18 protein-coding genes are annotated in these 20005 nt (G+C 50.6%); all 18 read left to right on the plus strand.

The features are described 5' to 3' along the window. Positions 1 to 56 precede the first annotated feature (56 nt). The 18 genes from I6E49_RS12205 to I6E49_RS12290 all read left to right on the plus strand — a co-directional run bounded on the left by I6E49_RS12205 (position 57) and on the right by I6E49_RS12290 (position 19538). Positions 57 to 1019 carry a leucine-rich repeat domain-containing protein gene (locus I6E49_RS12205; protein ID WP_369681632.1) on the plus strand — a complete coding sequence of 321 codons (963 nt, stop codon included), beginning with the start codon at positions 57 to 59 and terminating at the stop codon, positions 1017 to 1019. A gap of 62 nt (positions 1020 to 1081) precedes the next feature. After that, entirely contained in the window at positions 1082 to 1978 is an 897-nt protein-coding gene (locus I6E49_RS12210; protein WP_235402596.1) for a fimbrillin family protein, read from the plus strand. A 10-nt stretch (positions 1979 to 1988) separates the two neighbouring features. Then, complete coding sequence (locus tag I6E49_RS12215; RefSeq protein ID WP_235402597.1) at positions 1989 to 3020, plus strand: hypothetical protein; 1032 nt, start codon at positions 1989 to 1991, stop codon at positions 3018 to 3020. Positions 3021 to 3024: 4 nt separating this feature from the next. After that, the gene (locus tag I6E49_RS12220) at positions 3025 to 4080 is read left to right on the plus strand and encodes a hypothetical protein (protein WP_235402598.1); all 1056 of its coding nucleotides are present in this window, start codon (positions 3025 to 3027) and stop codon (positions 4078 to 4080) included. 14 nt (positions 4081 to 4094) lie between these two features. Further along, a complete protein-coding gene (locus I6E49_RS12225) occupies positions 4095 to 5726 on the plus strand; it encodes a leucine-rich repeat domain-containing protein (protein ID WP_235402599.1) in 1632 nt (543 codons plus the stop codon). 11 nt (positions 5727 to 5737) lie between these two features. After that, complete coding sequence (locus I6E49_RS12230; protein WP_235402601.1) at positions 5738 to 6304, plus strand: hypothetical protein; 567 nt, start codon at positions 5738 to 5740, stop codon at positions 6302 to 6304. Positions 6305 to 6311: 7 nt separating this feature from the next. Further along, positions 6312 to 7262 (plus strand): serine/threonine-protein kinase, encoded by a 951-nt coding sequence (locus I6E49_RS12235; RefSeq protein WP_235402603.1) that lies wholly within the window; start codon positions 6312 to 6314, stop codon positions 7260 to 7262. A 152-nt stretch (positions 7263 to 7414) separates the two neighbouring features. Continuing rightward, positions 7415 to 8608 carry a sensor histidine kinase gene (locus tag I6E49_RS12240; RefSeq protein ID WP_235402605.1) on the plus strand — a complete coding sequence of 398 codons (1194 nt, stop codon included), beginning with the start codon at positions 7415 to 7417 and terminating at the stop codon, positions 8606 to 8608. 42 nt (positions 8609 to 8650) lie between these two features. Beyond that, a complete protein-coding gene (locus tag I6E49_RS12245; protein WP_235402607.1) occupies positions 8651 to 9184 on the plus strand; it encodes a YceD family protein in 534 nt (177 codons plus the stop codon). Between the two features lie 6 nt (positions 9185 to 9190). Beyond that, the gene (gene rpmF, locus I6E49_RS12250; RefSeq protein ID WP_021993472.1) at positions 9191 to 9376 is read left to right on the plus strand and encodes a 50S ribosomal protein L32; all 186 of its coding nucleotides are present in this window, start codon (positions 9191 to 9193) and stop codon (positions 9374 to 9376) included. A 14-nt stretch (positions 9377 to 9390) separates the two neighbouring features. After that, positions 9391 to 10410, plus strand: coding sequence for a beta-ketoacyl-ACP synthase III (locus I6E49_RS12255; protein WP_235402609.1), 1020 nt, complete (start codon positions 9391 to 9393; stop codon positions 10408 to 10410). A 186-nt stretch (positions 10411 to 10596) separates the two neighbouring features. Beyond that, a complete protein-coding gene (gene era / locus I6E49_RS12260) occupies positions 10597 to 11478 on the plus strand; it encodes a GTPase Era (RefSeq protein ID WP_235402611.1) in 882 nt (293 codons plus the stop codon). Positions 11479 to 11807: 329 nt separating this feature from the next. Beyond that, a complete protein-coding gene (der, locus tag I6E49_RS12265) occupies positions 11808 to 13121 on the plus strand; it encodes a ribosome biogenesis GTPase Der (protein WP_235402613.1) in 1314 nt (437 codons plus the stop codon). A gap of 77 nt (positions 13122 to 13198) precedes the next feature. Then, on the plus strand, positions 13199 to 13609 hold the full coding sequence (locus I6E49_RS12270; protein WP_235402615.1) for a hypothetical protein: 411 nt from the start codon (positions 13199 to 13201) through the stop codon (positions 13607 to 13609). A gap of 105 nt (positions 13610 to 13714) precedes the next feature. Further along, positions 13715 to 15613, plus strand: a complete 1899-nt coding sequence (dxs, locus tag I6E49_RS12275; protein ID WP_235402616.1) for a 1-deoxy-D-xylulose-5-phosphate synthase — start codon at positions 13715 to 13717, stop codon at positions 15611 to 15613. A 47-nt stretch (positions 15614 to 15660) separates the two neighbouring features. After that, a complete protein-coding gene (gene trkA / locus I6E49_RS12280) occupies positions 15661 to 17004 on the plus strand; it encodes a Trk system potassium transporter TrkA (RefSeq protein WP_235402617.1) in 1344 nt (447 codons plus the stop codon). Continuing rightward, positions 17001 to 18452 carry a TrkH family potassium uptake protein gene (locus tag I6E49_RS12285; protein WP_235402618.1) on the plus strand — a complete coding sequence of 484 codons (1452 nt, stop codon included), beginning with the start codon at positions 17001 to 17003 and terminating at the stop codon, positions 18450 to 18452. The genes trkA and I6E49_RS12285 overlap by 4 nt, the downstream gene beginning before the upstream one ends. A 123-nt stretch (positions 18453 to 18575) precedes the next feature. Beyond that, positions 18576 to 19538, plus strand: coding sequence for a type I phosphomannose isomerase catalytic subunit (locus I6E49_RS12290; RefSeq protein WP_235402619.1), 963 nt, complete (start codon positions 18576 to 18578; stop codon positions 19536 to 19538). Positions 19539 to 20005 lie beyond the last annotated feature (467 nt).

Consider the following 20005-nt stretch of genomic DNA (forward strand, 5'->3'; position numbering starts at 1 on the left):
AGCTACTGATTCCGAAAGATTGAGTCTGGCGGAACGGCTTCCACTTGAATTAATCAATTAATAGAACCTACCTCAAATATAAAAAAACGCTGACAAGCATTGTGCTTCCTGACGTTCTTAAGCGTATTGATGCAGAAGCCTTTTTCCATTCTGGTCTGACGGGATCTCTAAATATTCCCGAAGGTGTGGTGGAAATTGATGAAAGTGCTTTTGCTGGCAATGACTTTACTGGTGTCCTGACATTGCCTTCCACATTGAAGAAGATAGGTAGTAATGCTTTTAGTCTTGCTGGTTTTAAATGTCCTTTGAATTTGCCAGATGGAATCGAGGAAATCGGATCGGGATGTTTCTATGATTGCCGGTATCTGTATGGCAATCTGATATTGCCAAGTCATCTGAAGAAGATAGGTTCAAGTGCTTTCGCTTATTGTGAAAATTTACGAGGCGACTTGGTGATTCCTGAATCCTTGACCGTTATACCCACAAACACTTTTACTCAATGTGGGTTTGGGGGCAGACTACAGTTGCATGATGGCATCACTGCTATAGGTAATGAAGCATTTTATATTAACGGATTCATAGGCGAACTTGAATTGCCGAAGAGTCTTATAGTTTTTGGAGGTAGCAACTTCGAAGGAAATTACTTCTCAGGAAGCTTTAAGATACCCAAGGGATTGCTAAGCATTTCATCATTTGCTTTTTTAAATTGCGCTTTTACTGGGGAGGCAGAGATACCTGAGGGAGTTACGTGTATTCATAAAAATGCATTTTATAATAGCAAAAATCTTCAAAAGATAATATTGCCAAGCGGTCTTGAGTTAATCGATGTGGGTGCCTTCCATAATTGCAAATCGCTTCGCGTAGTTGAATGTAAGAGCACAGTTCCTCCACTTGTGAATGACAGAGCTTTCAATGGAGTTCCATTAGAAGACCTCACTGTTATAGTACCAGGGTCTGCTTTAAATGACTATAAGTCGTCAGAATCCTGGTCGGGCTTTAAACACATCATTGCAAAATAAAGCAGGAATACAGGCTGCAGCAGTGAATGTGAGTAACGTAATACTAATAAACAAGACAAAGTATGAAGAATAATATAATAAGGTGGGCTTGCATGAGTGTCGGCATTGTAGGGGCAGCGTTTCTTGCGGCTTGCTCAGAGGATGCCGAATCGCAATACAAGGATGCCAAGTCGACACCGATGACGTTCGTTGTGAAGCATCCGTCGCAGACACGTGCCACGGAAACCGACTTCGAGATAGGCGACCGCATAGGACTGTATGTGGCAGACACAGAAAAGCCGATGGAGTTGGGAGGCAATCTTGCCAACAACGATGTGCTGACCTACGACGGCGACAAATGGACATCACTCCGTCCCCTCTATTGGGACGACGGCACGTTCAATGTCTATGCTATCTATCCACGCATGGATAAGGTGCTCAGCCTCGACAGTCAGCCTTTCAGTGTGGCTCTCGACCAAAACACCCCGAAGACAGCCACATCGCTTGGCGGCTATGAGGCAAGCGACCTGCTCTTTGCTTCGCAGAAGAGTGTCACAGCGTCGGATTCGCCAGTTGCTCTTTTGTTTCGTCACATCATGAGCAAGCTACGCATACGCCTGATAAAGGGTGAGGACTTCGAAGGCGAGCTGCCCACCAAAGCCAAGGTGTATATACACAGCACCATAACCTCTGCCACCGTCGACCTACGCCAAGGCATCGTCACGTACAATCCGAATGTGGCACGCCAGAGCATCATAGCCCATCAGGACGACGAGACCAGCTATTCTGCCATCGTCGTGCCGCAGAACATCACAACACGTATGCCATTCATTGAAGTGGAGGTAAACGGTGTGAGCTATTTCTATGAGAGCCGATTCAATTATAAACCTGGTGTGGAAAATCTTGTCAACCTTATCATTTCAAAAGACCCCGAGCAGGTGAAGATAGAAATCGGTGGTGAGATAAAGGACTGGCAATAACACTTTCTGAATGAAGAAAATAACGTATGTATTATCAGCCCTTGTGCTGATTCTTTTCTTGTGGGCGGTGGCATTGTGGGTGCTGCCCATTGGGAAATATAATAATGTGACTACCGAGACGCGCTACGGCACGAGCGAGGGCATGCAGCTTGTGGAGCAGACCATGACCAACGGCGAACGACAGTATGTGGTGGAGGACGCGCGTGGCAATGAGATGTTCCGCATTCCGCTGCGAGGATGTATGCTCGACACACAGTTTCGTGGCGGTCGTCTGCGCTTCCGCGAATTGTCGACAGGTCGTGAAGGATATGTTGACATGCAAGGCATCGTTGTCTTTACAGCCACGTCAGCCGACCCATCGCAATCGGCAATAACTGCGCCGGAGGGACAGACGTCTGCTATTGACGGTACGGCGGCGGACGTGCACGGTCAGCAACCTGCTGCTAAAGTAAGCCGTAAGGAGGTGAGACTCCCGGCTGTGGACGTGCGCACGATGGCGCACAACAGTCCGTTCTATGCTGAGGCTTCCAAGATAATCAGCGGAAAGCTGGAGGAAACTGACGCCACACGCCGCCGTCAGATTCTCAATTACTGCGAGCATCTGCGCACGGCATACACCACGAAGGACATCGACTTTCTACGTCAGGTGTTCAGCGACGACGCGCTCATCATCGTGGGCAACGTAGTACGTCAGTCGAAGGAGGAAGCCAAGGTGGGCGCTGACAGCCGTGTGAGCTACGCCCTCCATACCAAGGCCGACTATCTCTCGCGACTCTCCAAGGTGTTCGGCATGAACAAGAAGGTGGATGTGCGCTTCTCCGACTTCCGCATAATGCGCCATCCTACGAAAGATGGCATCTACGGAGTGTCGCTGCGCCAACGCTACAAGAGCGACCGCTATGCCGACGACGGCTGGCTGTTTCTGCTGTGGGACTTCCGCAACGCCTCTATGCCACTCATCCATGTGCGCACGTGGCAGCCGTCGGCAACTGTAAGTGGTAGTGATGGAGTAATTGAAATTTCCGACTTTAATTTAGAATAATAATATGGAAAGTATAAAGAAGGCATTTGTAAAGTTATGCTTTACGCTACGTAAAGTTACGCTTTGCGTGGTGTATACTATGATATTGTCGTGTCTGTCGTTGAACGATGCTAAGGCTGCGGTGGCGACAGTCGCATTGGCTGCGCCCGACAGCACCTTTACGGTGGAGAAGTTCCGTCAGTTGCCTACCGACGTGAGCGCCTTCATTGATGCCGTACGCGACCTTAACGGCGAGGCGTGCGCACTGCTTAAGGTAGTGGCACCTGCCGACTTTGCCTTCTCTTCGCCCCTGGGCATTGTCGAACGTCGTGATAAGGTGGGCGAGATTTGGCTTTTCCTACCCAAGGGTACCAAGAGCATAACGCTGAAACATCCTCAATGGGGAGTGCTGCGCGACTATAAGTTCGGCACGAAGCTTGAGAGCCGCATGACCTACGAGATGCGCCTTCGTCTGCCGCAGGCTGCTGTGGTGGAGAAGCATGACACCATAGTATACACTCAGACCATCGTCGACACCGTAACCGTGGCGCCGCCCCGACGTGTGGTTCAGCTCCATGCCTTCACGTTGCTTACAGCCTCACTCCATACCGACGGACCCTCGTGGGGCGTAATGGCAGCCTTGATGCGCCGCCATGGTGCTTATGTGCATGTGAGCAGCAATCTGCATTCGTCGCCCTCGACGATAGGTTCGTGCAATAGCGACGGCTATCGACCCTCTACCGGCAACACTCCTTATTATACCGGACGCAAGCAGACCTCAGAGTATGCCCTCACCGTGGGTGCCATACATCGTCTGAGCAGCCTGTTTAACATATTCGAAGGCGTGGGCTACGGCAGTCAGACCACCGCATGGCAGCTTGCCGACAGCGAGGGCGGCGGTTGGCTACGCAACGAAGAGTTCAGCCATAAAGGCTTTGCGGCAGAGATTGGTGTTGTGGCTTCGGTAGGACGATTCAGTTTCAGTGCGTCGGCACTGACCATTGCAGGCAAGCAATGGCAGGGATGTATAGGTGTAGGAATATGCCTTGGAAAGACGGGAATGATAACAAAGCGCAAGTAAAAAACGTACCGATTATGAATAATCGTATTCTCTATATATTATTGTTGATGGCTGTCGTGACGGTCAGCTCTTGCAGCAGCGACAGTCCGTACAACTTTGAGCCTCGCCTCCAGACGCTTCCGGCTACGGACATCAGTCGTACGGAAGCCACGCTGTCGGGCAAGTGCGTCAAGGACAAGGGAGTGGACATGCCAAGTCTTTGGTTCAGTTATGGCAATGACGAGAGCATGTCTGAGAGACAGGAAGTATTGGCTGATGCCGACGGCAATGTCAGTATGCACCTATCTTCGCTCAATGCCGGCACCACCTATTATTATATGCTTCATGGCACCAATGGCTCAGCCTCGCTCTCAGGCGAGATGGTCAGCTTCGCCACTCAGCCCAACGAACGCCCCACGGTGAGCAAGGCAGAAGTGCTGAGTAGCGCTCCTGTCAGTCTTATCGTAGGCTACAGCATCACGGACAATGGCGGCGACCCCGTCATATCCTGCGGTTGCCGTGTGTCGGGCGAAGGCATCGAGGGTGGCGAGAAGACTATCATGCAGAGCGATGAGGCTGACGACAAGGGAATGTACAGTCTGCTTATTGACGGTCTGCAGCCCAACATAACGTATACCATCAAGCCATTTGCCGCCAACAGCATAGGCGAGTCGGAAGGCGAAGCCCTCCAGTTCACCACCTCATCAGCCGTCGTGCTTGGTAAGGCAGGCATCCTTTCCACCCTCCTCGGCGACCAGATATTCAATCTTACAAGTCTTTCTGTGGTAGGCCCGCTCAATGGCGACGATCTGCTCACGCTGCGCATCATGGCAGGACGCGATGAGGAAAACCATCCTACAGCCGGACGCCTTGCCGACCTCGACATTTCGGGAGCAAGCATCGTTGCGGGTGGTGGCGAGTATGGCGAATCACGATTTACAGAGGACGGAGTGATAGGCGTAGGTCTGTTTCGCGCTTGCACAGGTCTGAAGACCATCAAGCTACCAATGGGAGCCGTCAAGATAGAGAAGGAAGCCTTCGAGGGCTGCACCTCTCTGCGCAGCATCACCGTCCCAGCATCGGTAAGCGTCGTAAGTCCATCGGCTGGTTGCACGTCGCTGGAGACCATCGACGTGTCGGCAGCCAACACCCACTTCCAGAGTAAGGACGGCGTACTCCTGAGCAATGACGGCAAGCGCATACTCTGGTTCCCGATGGGCAAGAAGGGCGAATACACATTGCCCTCCACCATAGAGAGCGTGGGCGACTATGCCTTCCGCGAAAGCAGCGTGGAGAAATTCGTATTCGCCGACGGACTGACCAAGTTGGGTATGTGCGCCTTCTATAACAGCAAGGTGAAGGAAGTGGTGCTGCCCTCCACCCTTAAGCTGCTGCCTTCCGGACTGTTCCAGAAATGCAGCCACCTTACCACGGTGCGCCTTGGCAAGAAAGTGGACATTATAAACGAATACGTCTTCGACAGTTGTCCGCTCACTGACCTTTACATCGGAGCTGCATTGCCACCAGTATGCTATGACAACACATTTGCCAATGTTGCTACCGACTTTCTGAAGACGTGCCGTGTGCATGTGCCGAAAGGCAGGGAGGCGTATTATCGGGCAAAGCCATACTGGGACCAGTTTGAGAATATAATTGATGACATTTAAATGAAAAGACTATGAACACACCGGAAATAGAAGAGCTGAAACGACTTGTCGAGGAGCATTACGGCAAGCGCCTTACCACGACCACCGACTTTGAGGAGTTCTCGGTGATACTGCGCCTCCGACATGAGATATTCGTGTCGCCTTCGACATTGAAGCGACTGTACGGCTATGTCAGCGACAGCCATAAGCCGCGCATGCAGACCCTCGACTCTCTATCGGCATATATAGGACATAAGGACTATGCCTCGTTTCTGCTTTGGCTGAAGAACAGCACACGCTACAATTCGTCGTTTTTTGATGCTTGCCAACTTGTGAGCAGCGATTTGGAGCGAGGCGATAATGTGGAGATAGGGTGGGCACCCAATCGTCTGCTTCGTCTTGAATACTTAGGTGATAGTGCATATCGTGTAGTCGAAGCGCATAACAGCAAGTTGCAGTCGGATGATATGTTTGTAACAGGATGCTTCATTAAGGAACAGCCGCTGTACCTGCCGTATATAGAGCGTAATGGCGAACGTACACCGCCCTTTGTGGCAGGACGCAATGGCGGGCTTTCGATAGTTAGAAAGATAATTTAAACTGATTATGAGTGACAATGAAAACCGACCCACTTCGGGATATGTGGAAAACATAAACAACGAATCGGATTTTGTAGTAGCGCGAGCCGACAGTGGCTTTACTAATATCAGCGAGTGCTATGTGTCGAGGTCGGGCTTCACCCGTCTTTTCACATCCGTACGATATGGCAAGCGCTACATGCTGAAATGCCTGAAGACGGACTTTCTTTACACACCGGTTTATCATCAGGCACTTCTTAAGGAATTCGAGATAGGCTTGCAACTCGACCATCCCAACATATGCCGCACTATAAGCATGGAGCCTGTGGGCGAATTGGGCGAGTGCATAGTCATGGAATATGTGGACGGCGAGACGCTTGAGGCGGCTGTAAAAGGCGGCAACATGACTGAGGAGAAGGCACGCAAGATAGCCGACCAGTTGCTCGACGCTATGGAGTATATGCACGCCAAGCAGACCGTCCATCGCGACATCAAGCCCTCCAACATAATGCTGACTCACCGAGGCGGTGACGTGAAGCTCATCGACTTCGGACTTTCCGACAGCGAAACCTTCTGCGTGCTGAAGATTCCGGCTGGCACATACGGCTATATGGCACCCGAACAGCTCAAGCCAGGTGCCCAGAGCGATCCTCGTGCCGACATCTATTCGTTTGGCAAGGTGTTGGAGTATATGGCTGAGGCTGTACGTAGCAAGCATCTGATGAGGGTGGGGCGGAAGTGCGCTGCTGCCGATTGTGTGCATCGTCCTGCTGACATTGCGCAGGTGAGGCTTCTGATGGCAGACAAGGGCAGGTCGTTGGCGGTGGTGAACGCCCTCCTCGTAGCATTGGCATTGGTGCTGCTTTTCATCATCGGTGTGCTGCTGAACGCACGCCAAACCACATCGTCAGATGCTGTAAACACCGATTCTGTTTCTGCAGGAGCAGCCAATAAGGTGATGGATAGCAGTCTTTGGTGAGGCTCGCATCAATTGGTGCGAGCTTTTATTACGATTGGTGTGCAGACTCATAACATTTGGAATGAGCTCTCGTAACGATAGAAAACAAGAAAGACAAATCCTAATTTCTGATTCCAAATAATAATCTGCCGATAACTGCGTTATACATTTATATGCAGTGGACAGACCAGATACGCCGTGTGAAGATAGTTCTTGTGTTGGCAGCCGTAGTGATAGCGGTTGTCTCGCTCGTTGTGTCGCACATCCTCATACGCGACCTTGCCGGTGAGGAACGTGCCAAGATGGAGGTGTGGGCTGAGGCTATGCGCACACTCAACAATGCCGACGAGAATACCGACATCAATCTTGTGCTGCGTGTGATAAACAGCAATAACACCATTCCCGTAGTTGTGCTCGACCCGCACGGACAGGTACAGGCTTACCGCAACATTGAAATTGAACATTGCAAAAGTTCAGCCGATTCCACCGCTTTTCTTAATGATTTGGGCAAGCAATTGCTTGCCGCCAACCGCAATATCCGCATAACACTCGACGACGACCGAAGCACCGACTATATTGACGTCTGTTACGACGATTCGCTCATGCTGCGCCGCCTGGCGTCATACCCCTATATACAATTAGGTGTAGTGATGCTGTTTGTCGTAATAGCCATATTCGCATTGCTCACGTCGAAACGTGCCGAACAGAACAAGGTGTGGGTGGGACTCTCGAAGGAGACTGCCCATCAACTCGGTACGCCCATATCCAGTCTGATGGCATGGGTGGAGATTCTGCGCGAGACTTATCCCGACGACGAACTGATACCAGAGATGGCGAACGACGTGCAGCGACTGCAACTCATAGCCGACCGCTTCTCGAAGATAGGCTCGCTGCCCGAACCCGTCGATACCGACCTGAAGGAGGTGATGCAGCACGTAGTGGACTATATGGACCGCCGCACGTCGAAGCGCGTACAGATGATACGCCGCTTCCCAGAGGGAGAGGTGAGGGTGCGGATAAACGCATCGCTATTTGAATGGGTGATAGAGAATCTGTGCAAGAATGCTGTCGACGCTATGGGAGGCGAGGGCACTATAACCATAACCGTGGCGCAAGAAGCAAACAAGACCGTTGTGGAAGTGAGCGACACCGGCAAGGGAATACGCAAGAAGGACCTGCGCAACGTGTTCCGCCCCGGCTTCACCACCAAGAAACGCGGTTGGGGACTCGGCCTATCGCTCGCCAAGCGCATTGTGGAGGAATATCACAAAGGACGCATCTGGGTGAAGCATTCTGAGGTAGGAATTGGCACAACATTCCGCGTAGAACTGAAAAAACCTTTAAGAAAGTCAAAAACATTATTGTAAAATTGTCGTATGTCGGAAAATATTCGTACCTTTGCACACCAAATGTGTAGTTCTGAACTGCTTAGAATAGATTTGAAGGACTTGAAAGAGGGTCAGAGTACCCTTGAATATAGTCTGGGCGACGCTTGGTTTGAGTCACTTGACGAAGACGAAATCAAGCGTGGCAATATTCGTGTGCGTATAAATGTACGCCGCACGGAGAACTATTTTGAGCTTGATTTTCACACCGAGGGCACCGTCGTTATTCCGTGCGACCTGTGTCTGGACGATATGGAACAGCCAATTGAGACGGACGACCGCCTCGTGGTGAAGTTTGGAGAAGAATATTCCGAGGATGATGACCTCATCACTGTTGACGAGCGTGAAGGCATACTCGACGTGGCGTGGTTCATCTACGAATTTATAGCACTCAACATACCCGCTAAGCACGTGCATACACCTGGAAAATGTAACGCGGCGATGATTAAGGTTCTCGAAGAACACTCAGCTACCCGAAGTAGTGGCGAGGATGAAGAGACAGCGGTAGATCCGCGATGGAATGGATTAGAAAAATTAAAAACAATAATTAAAGATTAAAGAAAAATGGCACATCCTAAAAGAAGACAGTCGAAGACTCGTACACTTAAGAGAAGAACTCATGATAAGGCAGTAGCTCCTACATTGGCAGTATGCCCTAACTGTGGCGCTTACTACGTATACCACACAGTATGCCCTACTTGCGGATACTATCGTGGCAAGGTTGCTATCGTTAAGGAAGTAGCTGAATAATTTCTCACCGTAAAATGGGAAAGATACACGCAGTAATCACCGGCATTGGCGGATACGTGCCCGACTATGTCCTCAACAACGAGGAGCTGTCGCGCATGGTAGACACCAGTGACGAGTGGATTATGACACGTGTCGGCATCAAGGAACGCCACATCCTCACCGAGGAAGGTCTTGGTACAAGCTACATGGCCCGTAAGGCAGCCAAGCAGCTCATCAAAAAGACCGGCGTCGACCCCGACACAATCGATGCGCTGATTGTAACCACCACAACTCCCGACTACAAGTTCCCCTCGACAGCGTCTATCGTCCTTGGCAAACTCGGACTGAAGAATGCTTTCGCCTTCGACTTTGAGGCCGCATGCTGCGGATTCCTTTATTCGCTCGACGTAGCCGCTACAATGATTGAGAGCGGACGCTACAAGAAGATAATCGTCATCGGTGCCGACAAGATGTCGTCGCTCGTCGACTATCAGGACCGCGCTACTTGCGTACTCTTCGGCGACGGTGCCGGAGCAGTGCTCGTTGAGGCTACTGAGGAGGAAGGTGTTGGCGTGCAGAACTCGTATCTGCGTACCGATGGCAAGGGACTCCCATTCCTTCACATGAAGGCTGGTGGCTCTGTTTGCCCGCCGTCACACTTCACCGTCGACCACCGTCTGCACTACCTCTATCAGGAGGGACGCACAGTGTTCCGCTATGCCGTGACAGACATGAGCAACGATGTAGCCGAAGTGATGAAGCGCAACGAACTTACTGCCGACGACGTGAAGTGGGTCGTACCGCACGAGGCAAACCTCCGCATCATCGAGGCCGTTACAAAACGTATCGGTCTGCCTATGGAGAAGGTGGTAGTCAACATCGAACGCTATGGCAACACCAGCGCAGCCACAATACCATTGGCATTGTGGGATAACGAGAAGAACATGAAGAAGGGCGACAACGTCATCTTCACCGCTTTCGGTGCAGGCTTCGTTCACGGAGCATCGTTCTACAAGTGGGCTTACGATGGTTCGGCAGTTGCCGGAGCCAAGTAATAGAGAAGCATATTATCTCATATATAAAAGCACATCCGACAGTTTTCAACAACTATCGTCGAATGTGCTTTTTTGTGTCTATTCTGTTAAAAATCATATAATTGCAAATATGCGGCTGCGGATATTCCCGAAAAAACACTAACTTTGTACTTATAGTACAATATACCCCCCCCTATAGAAAAGAATATGCACAAAGCAGGATTTGTAAATATAGTAGGCAATCCTAATGTGGGCAAGTCGACCCTGATGAATCAGCTGGTAGGCGAGCGCATCAGCATTGCCACATTCAAGGCGCAGACCACGCGCCACCGTATCATGGGCATAGTCAACGAGGACGACGCCCAGATAGTTTTCTCCGATACTCCCGGTGTTCTGAAACCCAACTACAAATTGCAGGAGTCGATGCTCGCATTCTCCGAATCGGCATTGCAGGATGCAGACGTGTTGCTCTACGTCACCGACGTAGTGGAGAACCCCGAGAAGAACATGGACTTCCTCGACAAGGTGAAGAATATGACCATTCCGGTGCTTCTGCTCATCAACAAAATCGACCAGAGCGACCAGAAGACACTCGGCGACACCGTTGAGAAGTGGCACACGCTGCTGCCCAATGCCGAGATTCTTCCCATATCAGCCAAGAACAAGTTCGGCGTCGATATGCTCATGCGTCGCATCAAGGAGCTTCTGCCCGACTCGCCGCCGTTCTTCGACAAGGACCAATTGACCGACAAGCCAGCCCGTTTCTTCGTGTCGGAGATTATCCGCGAGAAGATTCTGCTCTACTACGACAAGGAAATCCCGTACTCGGTAGAGGTGAAGGTGGAGTCGTTTAAGGAGACCGACCGCAACATCGACATCCATGCCGTGATATACGTGGAGCGCGATTCGCAGAAGGGCATCATCATCGGACATCAAGGCGTAGCCCTTAAGAAGATGTCGACCGAGGCACGCAAGTCGCTCGAGAAGTTCTTCGGCAAGAGCGTCTATCTGCACACATTCGTAAAGGTGGACAAGGACTGGCGCAGCTCAAAGCGCGAACTCGACAGCTTCGGATATAACCCGGAGTGAGAGTTTTGAATTTTGAGTTTTGAATTTTGAATTATCGGCTGTGCCGATTTTGAGTTGTTCAATTTTGAATTATGAATTCTCAACTCATAACTCTTAATTCCTAATTCATAAATTCAAAATGCGCATAGCGCACAATTCAAAACTCAAAACTCAAAACTCAAAATTGCGACAGCTTCGCTGCCGCTTCCCCCTGAATAGCAAAGAGGGGATACTCTCGTCAGAATGGCGAGGGCCGGAGTGGGTCAGCTTCGGAAAATCATTAACAAGGATGCAGAGACCACATCCTACAAGCCTCCGTGTGATGCGGAGGAAAGAATGACTAAAACATTATGGCAAATTTAGTGGCAATAGTGGGACGCCCAAATGTGGGCAAGTCGACACTGTTCAACCGCCTGACCAAGACTCGTCAGGCTATCGTTAGCGACACAGCCGGCACTACACGCGACCGCCAGTATGGCAAGTGCGAGTGGAACGGTCGCGAGTTTTCTGTTGTAGACACCGGTGGATGGGTGGTTAAGAGCGATGACATCTTCGAAGATGCCATCCGCAAGCAGGTTATCGTTGCAACCGAAGAGGCCGACCTTGTGCTCTTCCTCGTTGACGTTCAGACCGGACTGACTGACTGGGATCAGGACGTGGCGACAATCCTTCGTCGCACCAAACTGCCCGTTATCCTCGTCGCCAACAAGACCGACAACAACGACCAGATTTACGATGCTGCCGAGTTCTACGCTCTTGGACTTGGCGAACCGCAGTGTATCTCGTCGGCAACGGGTAGCGGTACAGGCGACTTGCTCGACCTTGTACTGTCTAAACTTAAGCCAGATACAAAGGAAGAAGTTGAAGACGGCATTCCTCGTTTTGCCGTCGTAGGACGTCCTAACGCGGGCAAGAGTTCTATCATCAACGCTTTCATCGGCGAGGACCGCAACATCGTGACCGAGATAGCAGGCACTACACGCGACTCAATATACACACGATTCGACAAGTTCGGCTTCGACTTCTATCTTGTCGACACTGCAGGTATACGCCGTAAGAACAAGGTGTCGGAAGACCTGGAGTTCTATTCGGTGATGCGCTCAATACGTGCCATTGAGAATTCGGACGTGTGCATACTCATGCTCGACGCTACTCGCGGTATAGAGGCGCAGGATATGAACATATTCCAGCTCATTCAGCGCAACAACAAGTCGCTTGTCGTTGTGGTGAACAAGTGGGACCTTGTAGAAAACAAGGATCAGGCTGTCATCAAGACATTCGAAAACGCCATACGCAACCGCATGGCTCCGTTTGTCGACTTCCCCATTATCTTCGCTTCGGCATTGACAAAGCAGCGCATATTCAAGGTGCTCGAAACAGCCAAGCAGGTTTATCAGAACCGTAAGGCACACGTCGGTACGTCAAAACTCAACGAGGTTATGCTACCGCTGATTGAGGCTTATCCGCCACCATCAATCAAAGGCAAGTACATCAAGATTAAGTATTGTACACAGTTGCCCAATACTCAGATACCGTCGTTCGTGTTCTATGCCAACCTGCCACAGTACATCAAGGAGCCGTATCGACGTTTCCTGGAGAACAAGATACGCGACAACTGGTCGATGCACGGATGCCCCATCAACGTATTCATACGTCAGAAGTAAAAGGCAAATATATTAAGGAGGGTATGGCAGGAATGCCATGCCCTCTTATTGTTTATATAAATAATATACATAAAAGTATGCGACACATTATATATATAATATATGTAGGCATTGTTATGACACTTCTTGCTGCCTCTTCGTGCAGCCCCGCTAAGCCACAGAATCCCAACGAACTCGCCGTCCGTGCCGCCAAGGTGTATTACGACTATCTTATAGCAGGCAATTTCGAGGCTTATGTCGACGGATTCTACCGTCCCGACAGCATACCAGGCAGCTATCGCGAGCAGCTGATAGTCAATGCAAAGCAGTATATGGGACAACTTAAGGACGACCATAGCGGACTCGCGGCTGTGCAGGCAATAAGTGCCAAGACCGACACGGCACGCCATGTGGGACGCGCTTTTCTTATGCTTTGTTTCGCCGACAGCACCAAGGAGGAGATAGTAGTGCCCATGGTGTTGCATGACGGCAACTGGTATTTGAAATGAAGACAAGCCTATTAAGACGCAATCAATAGACGATTGTGTGTTTTTTCTTTTGCGCTTTCGCTCATTTACATTAACTTTGCATAACTGTACAGCTAAAGTTATTTCATGAACAACATATCTGAACTTTTGGACCAAATAAGCAGTCCCGACGATTTGCGACACCTAAGCGTGGCACAGTTGCCCGAATTGTGTGCCGAACTGCGTCGCGACATTGTTGACGAGTTGTCGGTCAATCCTGGACACCTTGCTTCGTCGCTCGGCGTTGTCGAGCTGACGGTGGCTTTGCACTATGTGTTTAGCACACCGTACGACCGCATCGTGTGGGATGTGGGACATCAGGCTTATGGTCATAAGATACTAACCGGCCGAAAAGACACGTTCTGCACCAACCGCAAACTGCATGGCATACGCCCATTCCCGACTCCGATGGAGAGCGAGTACGACACATTCACGTGTGGACACGCTTCCAACTCCATTTCGGCAGCGCTCGGTATGGCTGTCGCTGCACGCAAAACCGGACACGACGACCGTCATGTAGTGGCAGTGATAGGCGATGGTGCCATGTCTGGTGGGCTCGCTTTTGAGGGACTCAACAACGTGTCGTCGTCGCCCAACGACCTGCTTATTGTGCTCAACGACAACGATATGAGCATCGACCGTGCTGTTGGAGGTATGGAGAAGTATCTTCTTAATCTCGACACCAATGCCACTTACAACCGCTTGCGCGACAAGGCTTCCAAGTGGTTGCACTCCATGGGCTATCTCAACGACGACCGTCGCAAGGGCATTATTCGTCTTAACAATGCCCTGAAGTCGGCTCTCTCGCATCAGCAGAATGTCTTTGAGGGAATGAACATACGCTACTTCGGACCCTTCGACGGCAACGATGTGTGCGAGACTGTGCGCATACTCGAACAGTTGAAGAATATGCGCGGCCCCAAACTACTCCACCTCCACACCGTCAAAGGCAAAGGTTATGAACCCGCCGAACGCGAGGCTACCATATGGCATGCCCCCGGCAAGTTCGACCCCGAGACCGGTGAACGCATTCCCGATACTGCCGATCCATATCCATTGAAGTATCAGGAAGTGTTCGGACGAACGCTTCTTGAACTTGCCGAAGCCAATCCCAACATCGTAGGCGTCACTCCAGCCATGCCAACGGGATGCTCTATGGACATAATGATGCATGCAATGCCCGACCGTGTGTTTGATGTCGGCATTGCCGAAGGACATGCCGCCACGTTTGCAGCGGGTATGGCAAAGGACGGATTGATGCCGTTCTGCAACATATACAGTGCCTTCGCACAGCGTGCTTACGACAATATCATACACGATGCAGCCATCCTTAATCTCCCCGTTGTATTCTGTTTCGACCGCGCCGGACTTGTTGGCGAGGACGGACCTACGCATCATGGCGTGTTCGACATTGCCGCTTTGCGTCCCGTTCCCAACCTCACGTTGTGCTCGCCGATGGACGAATGCGAGCTCAGACGAATGATGTACACAGCCCAACTGCCCGGTATGGGCACGGTGGTGATACGCTATCCGCGTGGCAAGGGAGTGAAACGCGACGACTGGCATTGCGAGTTTGAAGCCATTCCGATAGGCAAAGCACGCCAGATAAGCGACGGCAGCGACGTGGCGGTATTGAGTTACGGTCCGATGGGAAATGATGTGCAGAAAGCAATAAGCCAGTTGCACGATGAAGGAAGTCCTCTGAGTGTGGCACACTACGACATGCGTTTCTGCAAACCGCTTGATACGGATGTGCTTGAGAGCGTGTCGCAGCGCTTCAGCCGCATCGTCACCGTTGAAGACGGACAACTTGCAGGTGGTTTCGGTTCTGCTGTGCTCGAATGGTTGAGTGACAATGGCAATACTACAAGAGTGCGTCGCATAGGATTGCCCGACCGATTCATCGAACACGGAACGGTAAACGAGTTGCGTCATATTGCCGGTACCGATATAGAATCGATAAAGCAGGCAATCAACGACAATTAAACATATCCACTCCAACAACCCAATATATCCACCCCCAACAACCCAATATGAAGATAATTATAGCTGGCGCATACGCCATCGGTACTCATCTTGCACGTCTGCTCTCGCGCGATCATGACGATATAGTAGTCATGGATAACGACGAGGAGCGACTCTCGCGTATTGGTTCGGATGTAGACATACTCACAATGGAGGCTTCGTCTACCAGTGTCAAGGCGCTTAAGAAGGCAGGAGCGGAGAGTGCCGATTTGTTTATTGCTGTAACTCCCGATGAAAGTCAGAACATGGCATCGTGCGTTCTTGCCAAAGCTCTTGGCACAAGAAAGACGGTGGCTAAGATAGACAACTCGGAATATATCGAACCCGACCTCAAAGAGTTCTTTGCCGGACTCGGAGTCAGCTCGATAATCTATCCAGAGATGCTCGCAGCCACAGACATAAACAACGGACTCAAGATGTCGTGGGTGCGCCAGCGTTGGGACGTTCACGGTGGAGCGCTTGTCATGCTTGGTGTCAAGCTGCGTGAGTCGTGTACGATACTCGACCGCCCTATGCGCGACATCTGCGGTCCGGAAGACCCCTATCACATCGTAGCCATCAAGCGCCAGGGCGAAACCATCATCCCTGGAGGTAACGATTGTCTGCAGATGTACGACATGGCTTACTTCATGACAACCCGCCAATTCATTCCATACATACGCAAAATCGTCGGCAAGGAACATTATGTCGATGTGAAGAACGTGATGATAATGGGCGGTGGAGCTACAGCTGTACGCACCGTAAAGACCATGCCCAGCTATATGGACGTGAAGATTATAGAGGCTGACGAGCAGCGTTGCGAGCGTCTTAACTCTATACTTGAAAACGACAAGGCGCTTGTCATCAACGGCGACGGACGCGATTTGTCGCTACTTATCGAAGAAGGCATCAAGAATACGCAGGCCTTTGTTGCGCTCACCGGAAATGCTGAGACCAACATTCTCGCCTGTCTTACAGCCAAGCGAATGGGAGTTCGCAAGACAGTGGCAATGGTCGAGAACATCGACTATGTAAGTATGGCTGAGAGTCTGGATATCGGCACCATCATCAACAAGAAGTCGATAGCCGCCAGCCATATCTATCAGATGATGCTCGATGCCAACGTTCACAATGTGCGTTTTCTCATGACAGCCAATGCCGACGTTGCCGAATTCATCCCGTCGGAGGGTTCCAAGGTTACACAAAAGCCCGTTAAAGACCTCGGATTGCCTAAGGGTATGACCATAGGTGGACTCGTTCGCGACGGTCAGGGACTGCTTGTGTCGGGTAACACATTGATTCATCCGGGCGATTCGGTTATGGTGTTCTGCCATAACGTCAACATGAAGAAGATTGAAAAGTTCTTCCTATGATAAATCTAAAGCTTATATATAAGATTATAGGGTCGTTGCTCTTCATCGAGGCCATGATGCTGTTGTTGTGTCTTGGCGTTTCGGTGTATTATCACGAGGACGACCTTATGGCGTTTGCATTGTCTGTGGCAATATCGGCGGGCACCGGACTGGTGCTGCGATTGTTTGCGCGCAACTGCGACAACACCCTTTCACGACGTGATGCCTATCTTGTGGTAACGCTCACGTGGACGGTTTTCTCGCTGTTCGGAACGCTTCCGTTCCTCTTGGGAGGCTATCTGCATTCTTTCACCGACGCTTTCTTCGAGACGATGTCGGGATTTACCACTACCGGAGCTACCATAATAGACAATGTAGACGTCCTGCCGCACGGCATTTTGTTTTGGCGTTCGTTCACGCAGTGGCTTGGCGGTCTGGGAATAGTATTCTTTACGATTGCCCTTTTGCCCTCGCTTGTAGGCGGTAGTGTCAAGGTTTTTGCCGCAGAAGCTACCGGACCCATCAAGACCAAGCTCCACCCACGCCTCAGTACCAACGCCAAGTGGATATGGGTGGTATACATCTGTATCACCGTGTTGTGCATTTTGGCTATGTGGTGTGCCGGTATGGACTTGTTCAGTAGCGTCAACTACAGCTTCACAACGGCTGCCACGGGTGGATTTGCCACCCATAACGACTACAGTTATCTCACTCCTGTAGTGCAATACATCGTCACCTTCTTTTGTTTTGTATCGGGCATCAACTTCACGATGCTCTATATTTCCGTGTCGCAACGCAAGCCCAGCACGCTTCTGAAGAGTGCTGAGTGCAGATTCTATCTGTTTGTGGTGCTTGCTTTCGCTGGCTTTATAGCGTTTGAGTTGATGTGGAAGAACGGTTATGAGTTTGAACCGGCAGTTCGAAGTGCCTTGTTCCAGGTGGTGTCGTTCATCACCACAACGGGTTTGCTTTCCGACGACCCTGCCGTATGGCCCCACGTTACATGGGTGGTATTGGCAATTTGTATGTTCTTCGGAGCTTGCTCGGGTTCTACGAGCGGTGGATTCAAGTGCATACGTTGCGTAATGCTGTTGAAGATCATTAAGAACGAGTTCCGTCAGATGCTGCATCCCAATGCCGTGTTGCCTATGCGTGTCGACGGCACCAACGTTCCTTCGTCGAAGCGTGTGACGCTGCTCGCTTTCCTTTCGACTTATCTCATTCTGTGCCTGTTCTGCTCGTTCTCGATGATAGCGATGGGTATAGACAATACCAATGCCATAACCATCACGCTAAGTGCGCTGGGCAACGTCGGTCCGACGCTCGGAACGGAGATTGGTCCAACCATGTCGTGGAGCGAACTGCCTATTGCAGCCAAGTGGATATGCTCGGTGCTGATGCTCATCGGACGTCTTGAGATATTCAGCGTGCTCGTAATATTCACACCGCAATTCTGGAAGGAGAACTAACCATACGGCGGAGCCGTATGGAATTAGGAATTAGGAGTTTTGAATTTTGAATTGTTCTCGGCTTCCGCCTGCGATTTTGAATTTCTGAATTATGATTAATAACATTTACTAAATACAACAATTATGGAACCAATGAAGTTTAACGCGCTGCTCAAGTCAACGATTTGGGGTGGCGAGAAGATTATCCCTTTCAAGCATCTTGATGTTAAGCAGGAGAATGTAGGCGAAAGCTGGGAGATTTCTGGAGTGCCAGGCAATGAGACAGTGGTTGCCAATGGCGAGTTTGCCGGCAAGAAACTCAATGAGGTTGTTGCCGAACTGAAGGAGAAACTCGTAGGTAAGGAGAACTACGAGCGCTTCGGCAATGAGTTCCCGCTGCTCATCAAGTTTATCGATGCACGTCAAGACCTCTCTATACAGGTTCATCCTACCGACGAGATTGCCAAGCGTCAGGGCAAGGAGCGTGGCAAGACCGAGATGTGGTATCTGCTCGACTCTGACAAGGACGCTACTTTGCTGTGCGGTCTGAAGCAGCAGATCACACCTACACAGTATGCCGAAATGGTAGCCAACGACACCATTTGCGATGCCATTGCACGCTACGATGTCAAGGAGGGCGACTGCTTCTTCCTGCCCGCAGGACGTATCCACGCCATCGGTACCGGCTGTTTCCTCGCCGAGATACAGCAGACCAGCGACGTGACATATCGCATCTACGACTTCAAGCGCAAGGACAAGGACGGCAACTATCGTGAGTTGCACACCAAGCAGGCTGCCGAGTGCATCAACTATAATGTTGAGAGCAATTATCGCACCGAATATACTCCGCAGAAGAACCAGGGTGTGAGCCTCGTTCAGTGTCCTTACTTCAACACTGCTGTCTACGATCTCGACGAGCCGATGACGCTCGACTACTCTGAACTCGATAGCTTCGTTATCCTCATTGGCCTTAAGGGTGAGGCTACTATCACCGACAACGAGGGCAACACCGTCACTCTGAGCGCCGGCGAGAGCATGCTTGTGCCTGCAACTACCGAGACTCTGAAGATTGAGGGAACGCTGAAGTTCCTGGAGACTTACGTATAGGAAAGCCTCAGAAAGCCCAAACTCATCCCTCGCAAAGCCCCTCCCCCTTGCCCCTCCCCCATAGGGAGGGGAGCGGTATGCACAGTTTGCTTATAGGAGGTGGAATGTGCTGTTGGCTTATAAGTGCGGTATGCACAGTTTGCTTATAAAAATACGCCCTGTAAAGGCAGAAGCATTGACAGTTAATGCTTTCGCCTTTACAGGGCATTTTTCGTATATTAATCATTGTGTTGTTATCGACCGCTACTCTTCAAATTCCCTTTCATGGTCTTTGAAGAAGTCATAACAGAGTCGGCATAAACAATAAAAGAACAACAAAAACAACATTCTCTTTCTTCCATTCATAATGGATAATGTTGTTTTTGTTGTTCTTTTTATTGTTAAATGTCGTTCGACATTCCCCAATTATAATAGTTTCAGCAATCCCAGCATATCACTCCCCTCCCTACGGGGGAGGGGCCGGGGGT

The organism is Leyella stercorea (genome assembly GCF_021531655.1).

Bases quoted from the DNA above. Each gene is read 5' to 3' on its own strand.
- I6E49_RS12210 (WP_235402596.1), top strand. From the start codon at position 1,082: ATGAAGAATAATATAATAAGGTGGGCTTGCATGAGTGTCGGCATTGTA.
- I6E49_RS12215 (WP_235402597.1), top strand. From the start codon at position 1,989: ATGAAGAAAATAACGTATGTATTATCAGCCCTTGTGCTGATTCTTTTC.
- I6E49_RS12220 (WP_235402598.1), top strand. From the start codon at position 3,025: ATGGAAAGTATAAAGAAGGCATTTGTAAAGTTATGCTTTACGCTACGT.
- I6E49_RS12225 (WP_235402599.1), top strand. From the start codon at position 4,095: ATGAATAATCGTATTCTCTATATATTATTGTTGATGGCTGTCGTGACG.
- I6E49_RS12230 (WP_235402601.1), top strand. From the start codon at position 5,738: ATGAACACACCGGAAATAGAAGAGCTGAAACGACTTGTCGAGGAGCAT.
- I6E49_RS12235 (WP_235402603.1), top strand. From the start codon at position 6,312: ATGAGTGACAATGAAAACCGACCCACTTCGGGATATGTGGAAAACATA.
- I6E49_RS12240 (WP_235402605.1), top strand. From the start codon at position 7,415: ATGCAGTGGACAGACCAGATACGCCGTGTGAAGATAGTTCTTGTGTTG.
- I6E49_RS12245 (WP_235402607.1), top strand. From the start codon at position 8,651: ATGTGTAGTTCTGAACTGCTTAGAATAGATTTGAAGGACTTGAAAGAG.
- rpmF (WP_021993472.1), top strand. From the start codon at position 9,191: ATGGCACATCCTAAAAGAAGACAGTCGAAGACTCGTACACTTAAGAGA.
- I6E49_RS12255 (WP_235402609.1), top strand. From the start codon at position 9,391: ATGGGAAAGATACACGCAGTAATCACCGGCATTGGCGGATACGTGCCC.
- era (WP_235402611.1), top strand. From the start codon at position 10,597: ATGCACAAAGCAGGATTTGTAAATATAGTAGGCAATCCTAATGTGGGC.
- der (WP_235402613.1), top strand. From the start codon at position 11,808: ATGGCAAATTTAGTGGCAATAGTGGGACGCCCAAATGTGGGCAAGTCG.
- I6E49_RS12270 (WP_235402615.1), top strand. From the start codon at position 13,199: ATGCGACACATTATATATATAATATATGTAGGCATTGTTATGACACTT.
- dxs (WP_235402616.1), top strand. From the start codon at position 13,715: ATGAACAACATATCTGAACTTTTGGACCAAATAAGCAGTCCCGACGAT.
- trkA (WP_235402617.1), top strand. From the start codon at position 15,661: ATGAAGATAATTATAGCTGGCGCATACGCCATCGGTACTCATCTTGCA.
- I6E49_RS12285 (WP_235402618.1), top strand. From the start codon at position 17,001: ATGATAAATCTAAAGCTTATATATAAGATTATAGGGTCGTTGCTCTTC.
- I6E49_RS12290 (WP_235402619.1), top strand. From the start codon at position 18,576: ATGGAACCAATGAAGTTTAACGCGCTGCTCAAGTCAACGATTTGGGGT.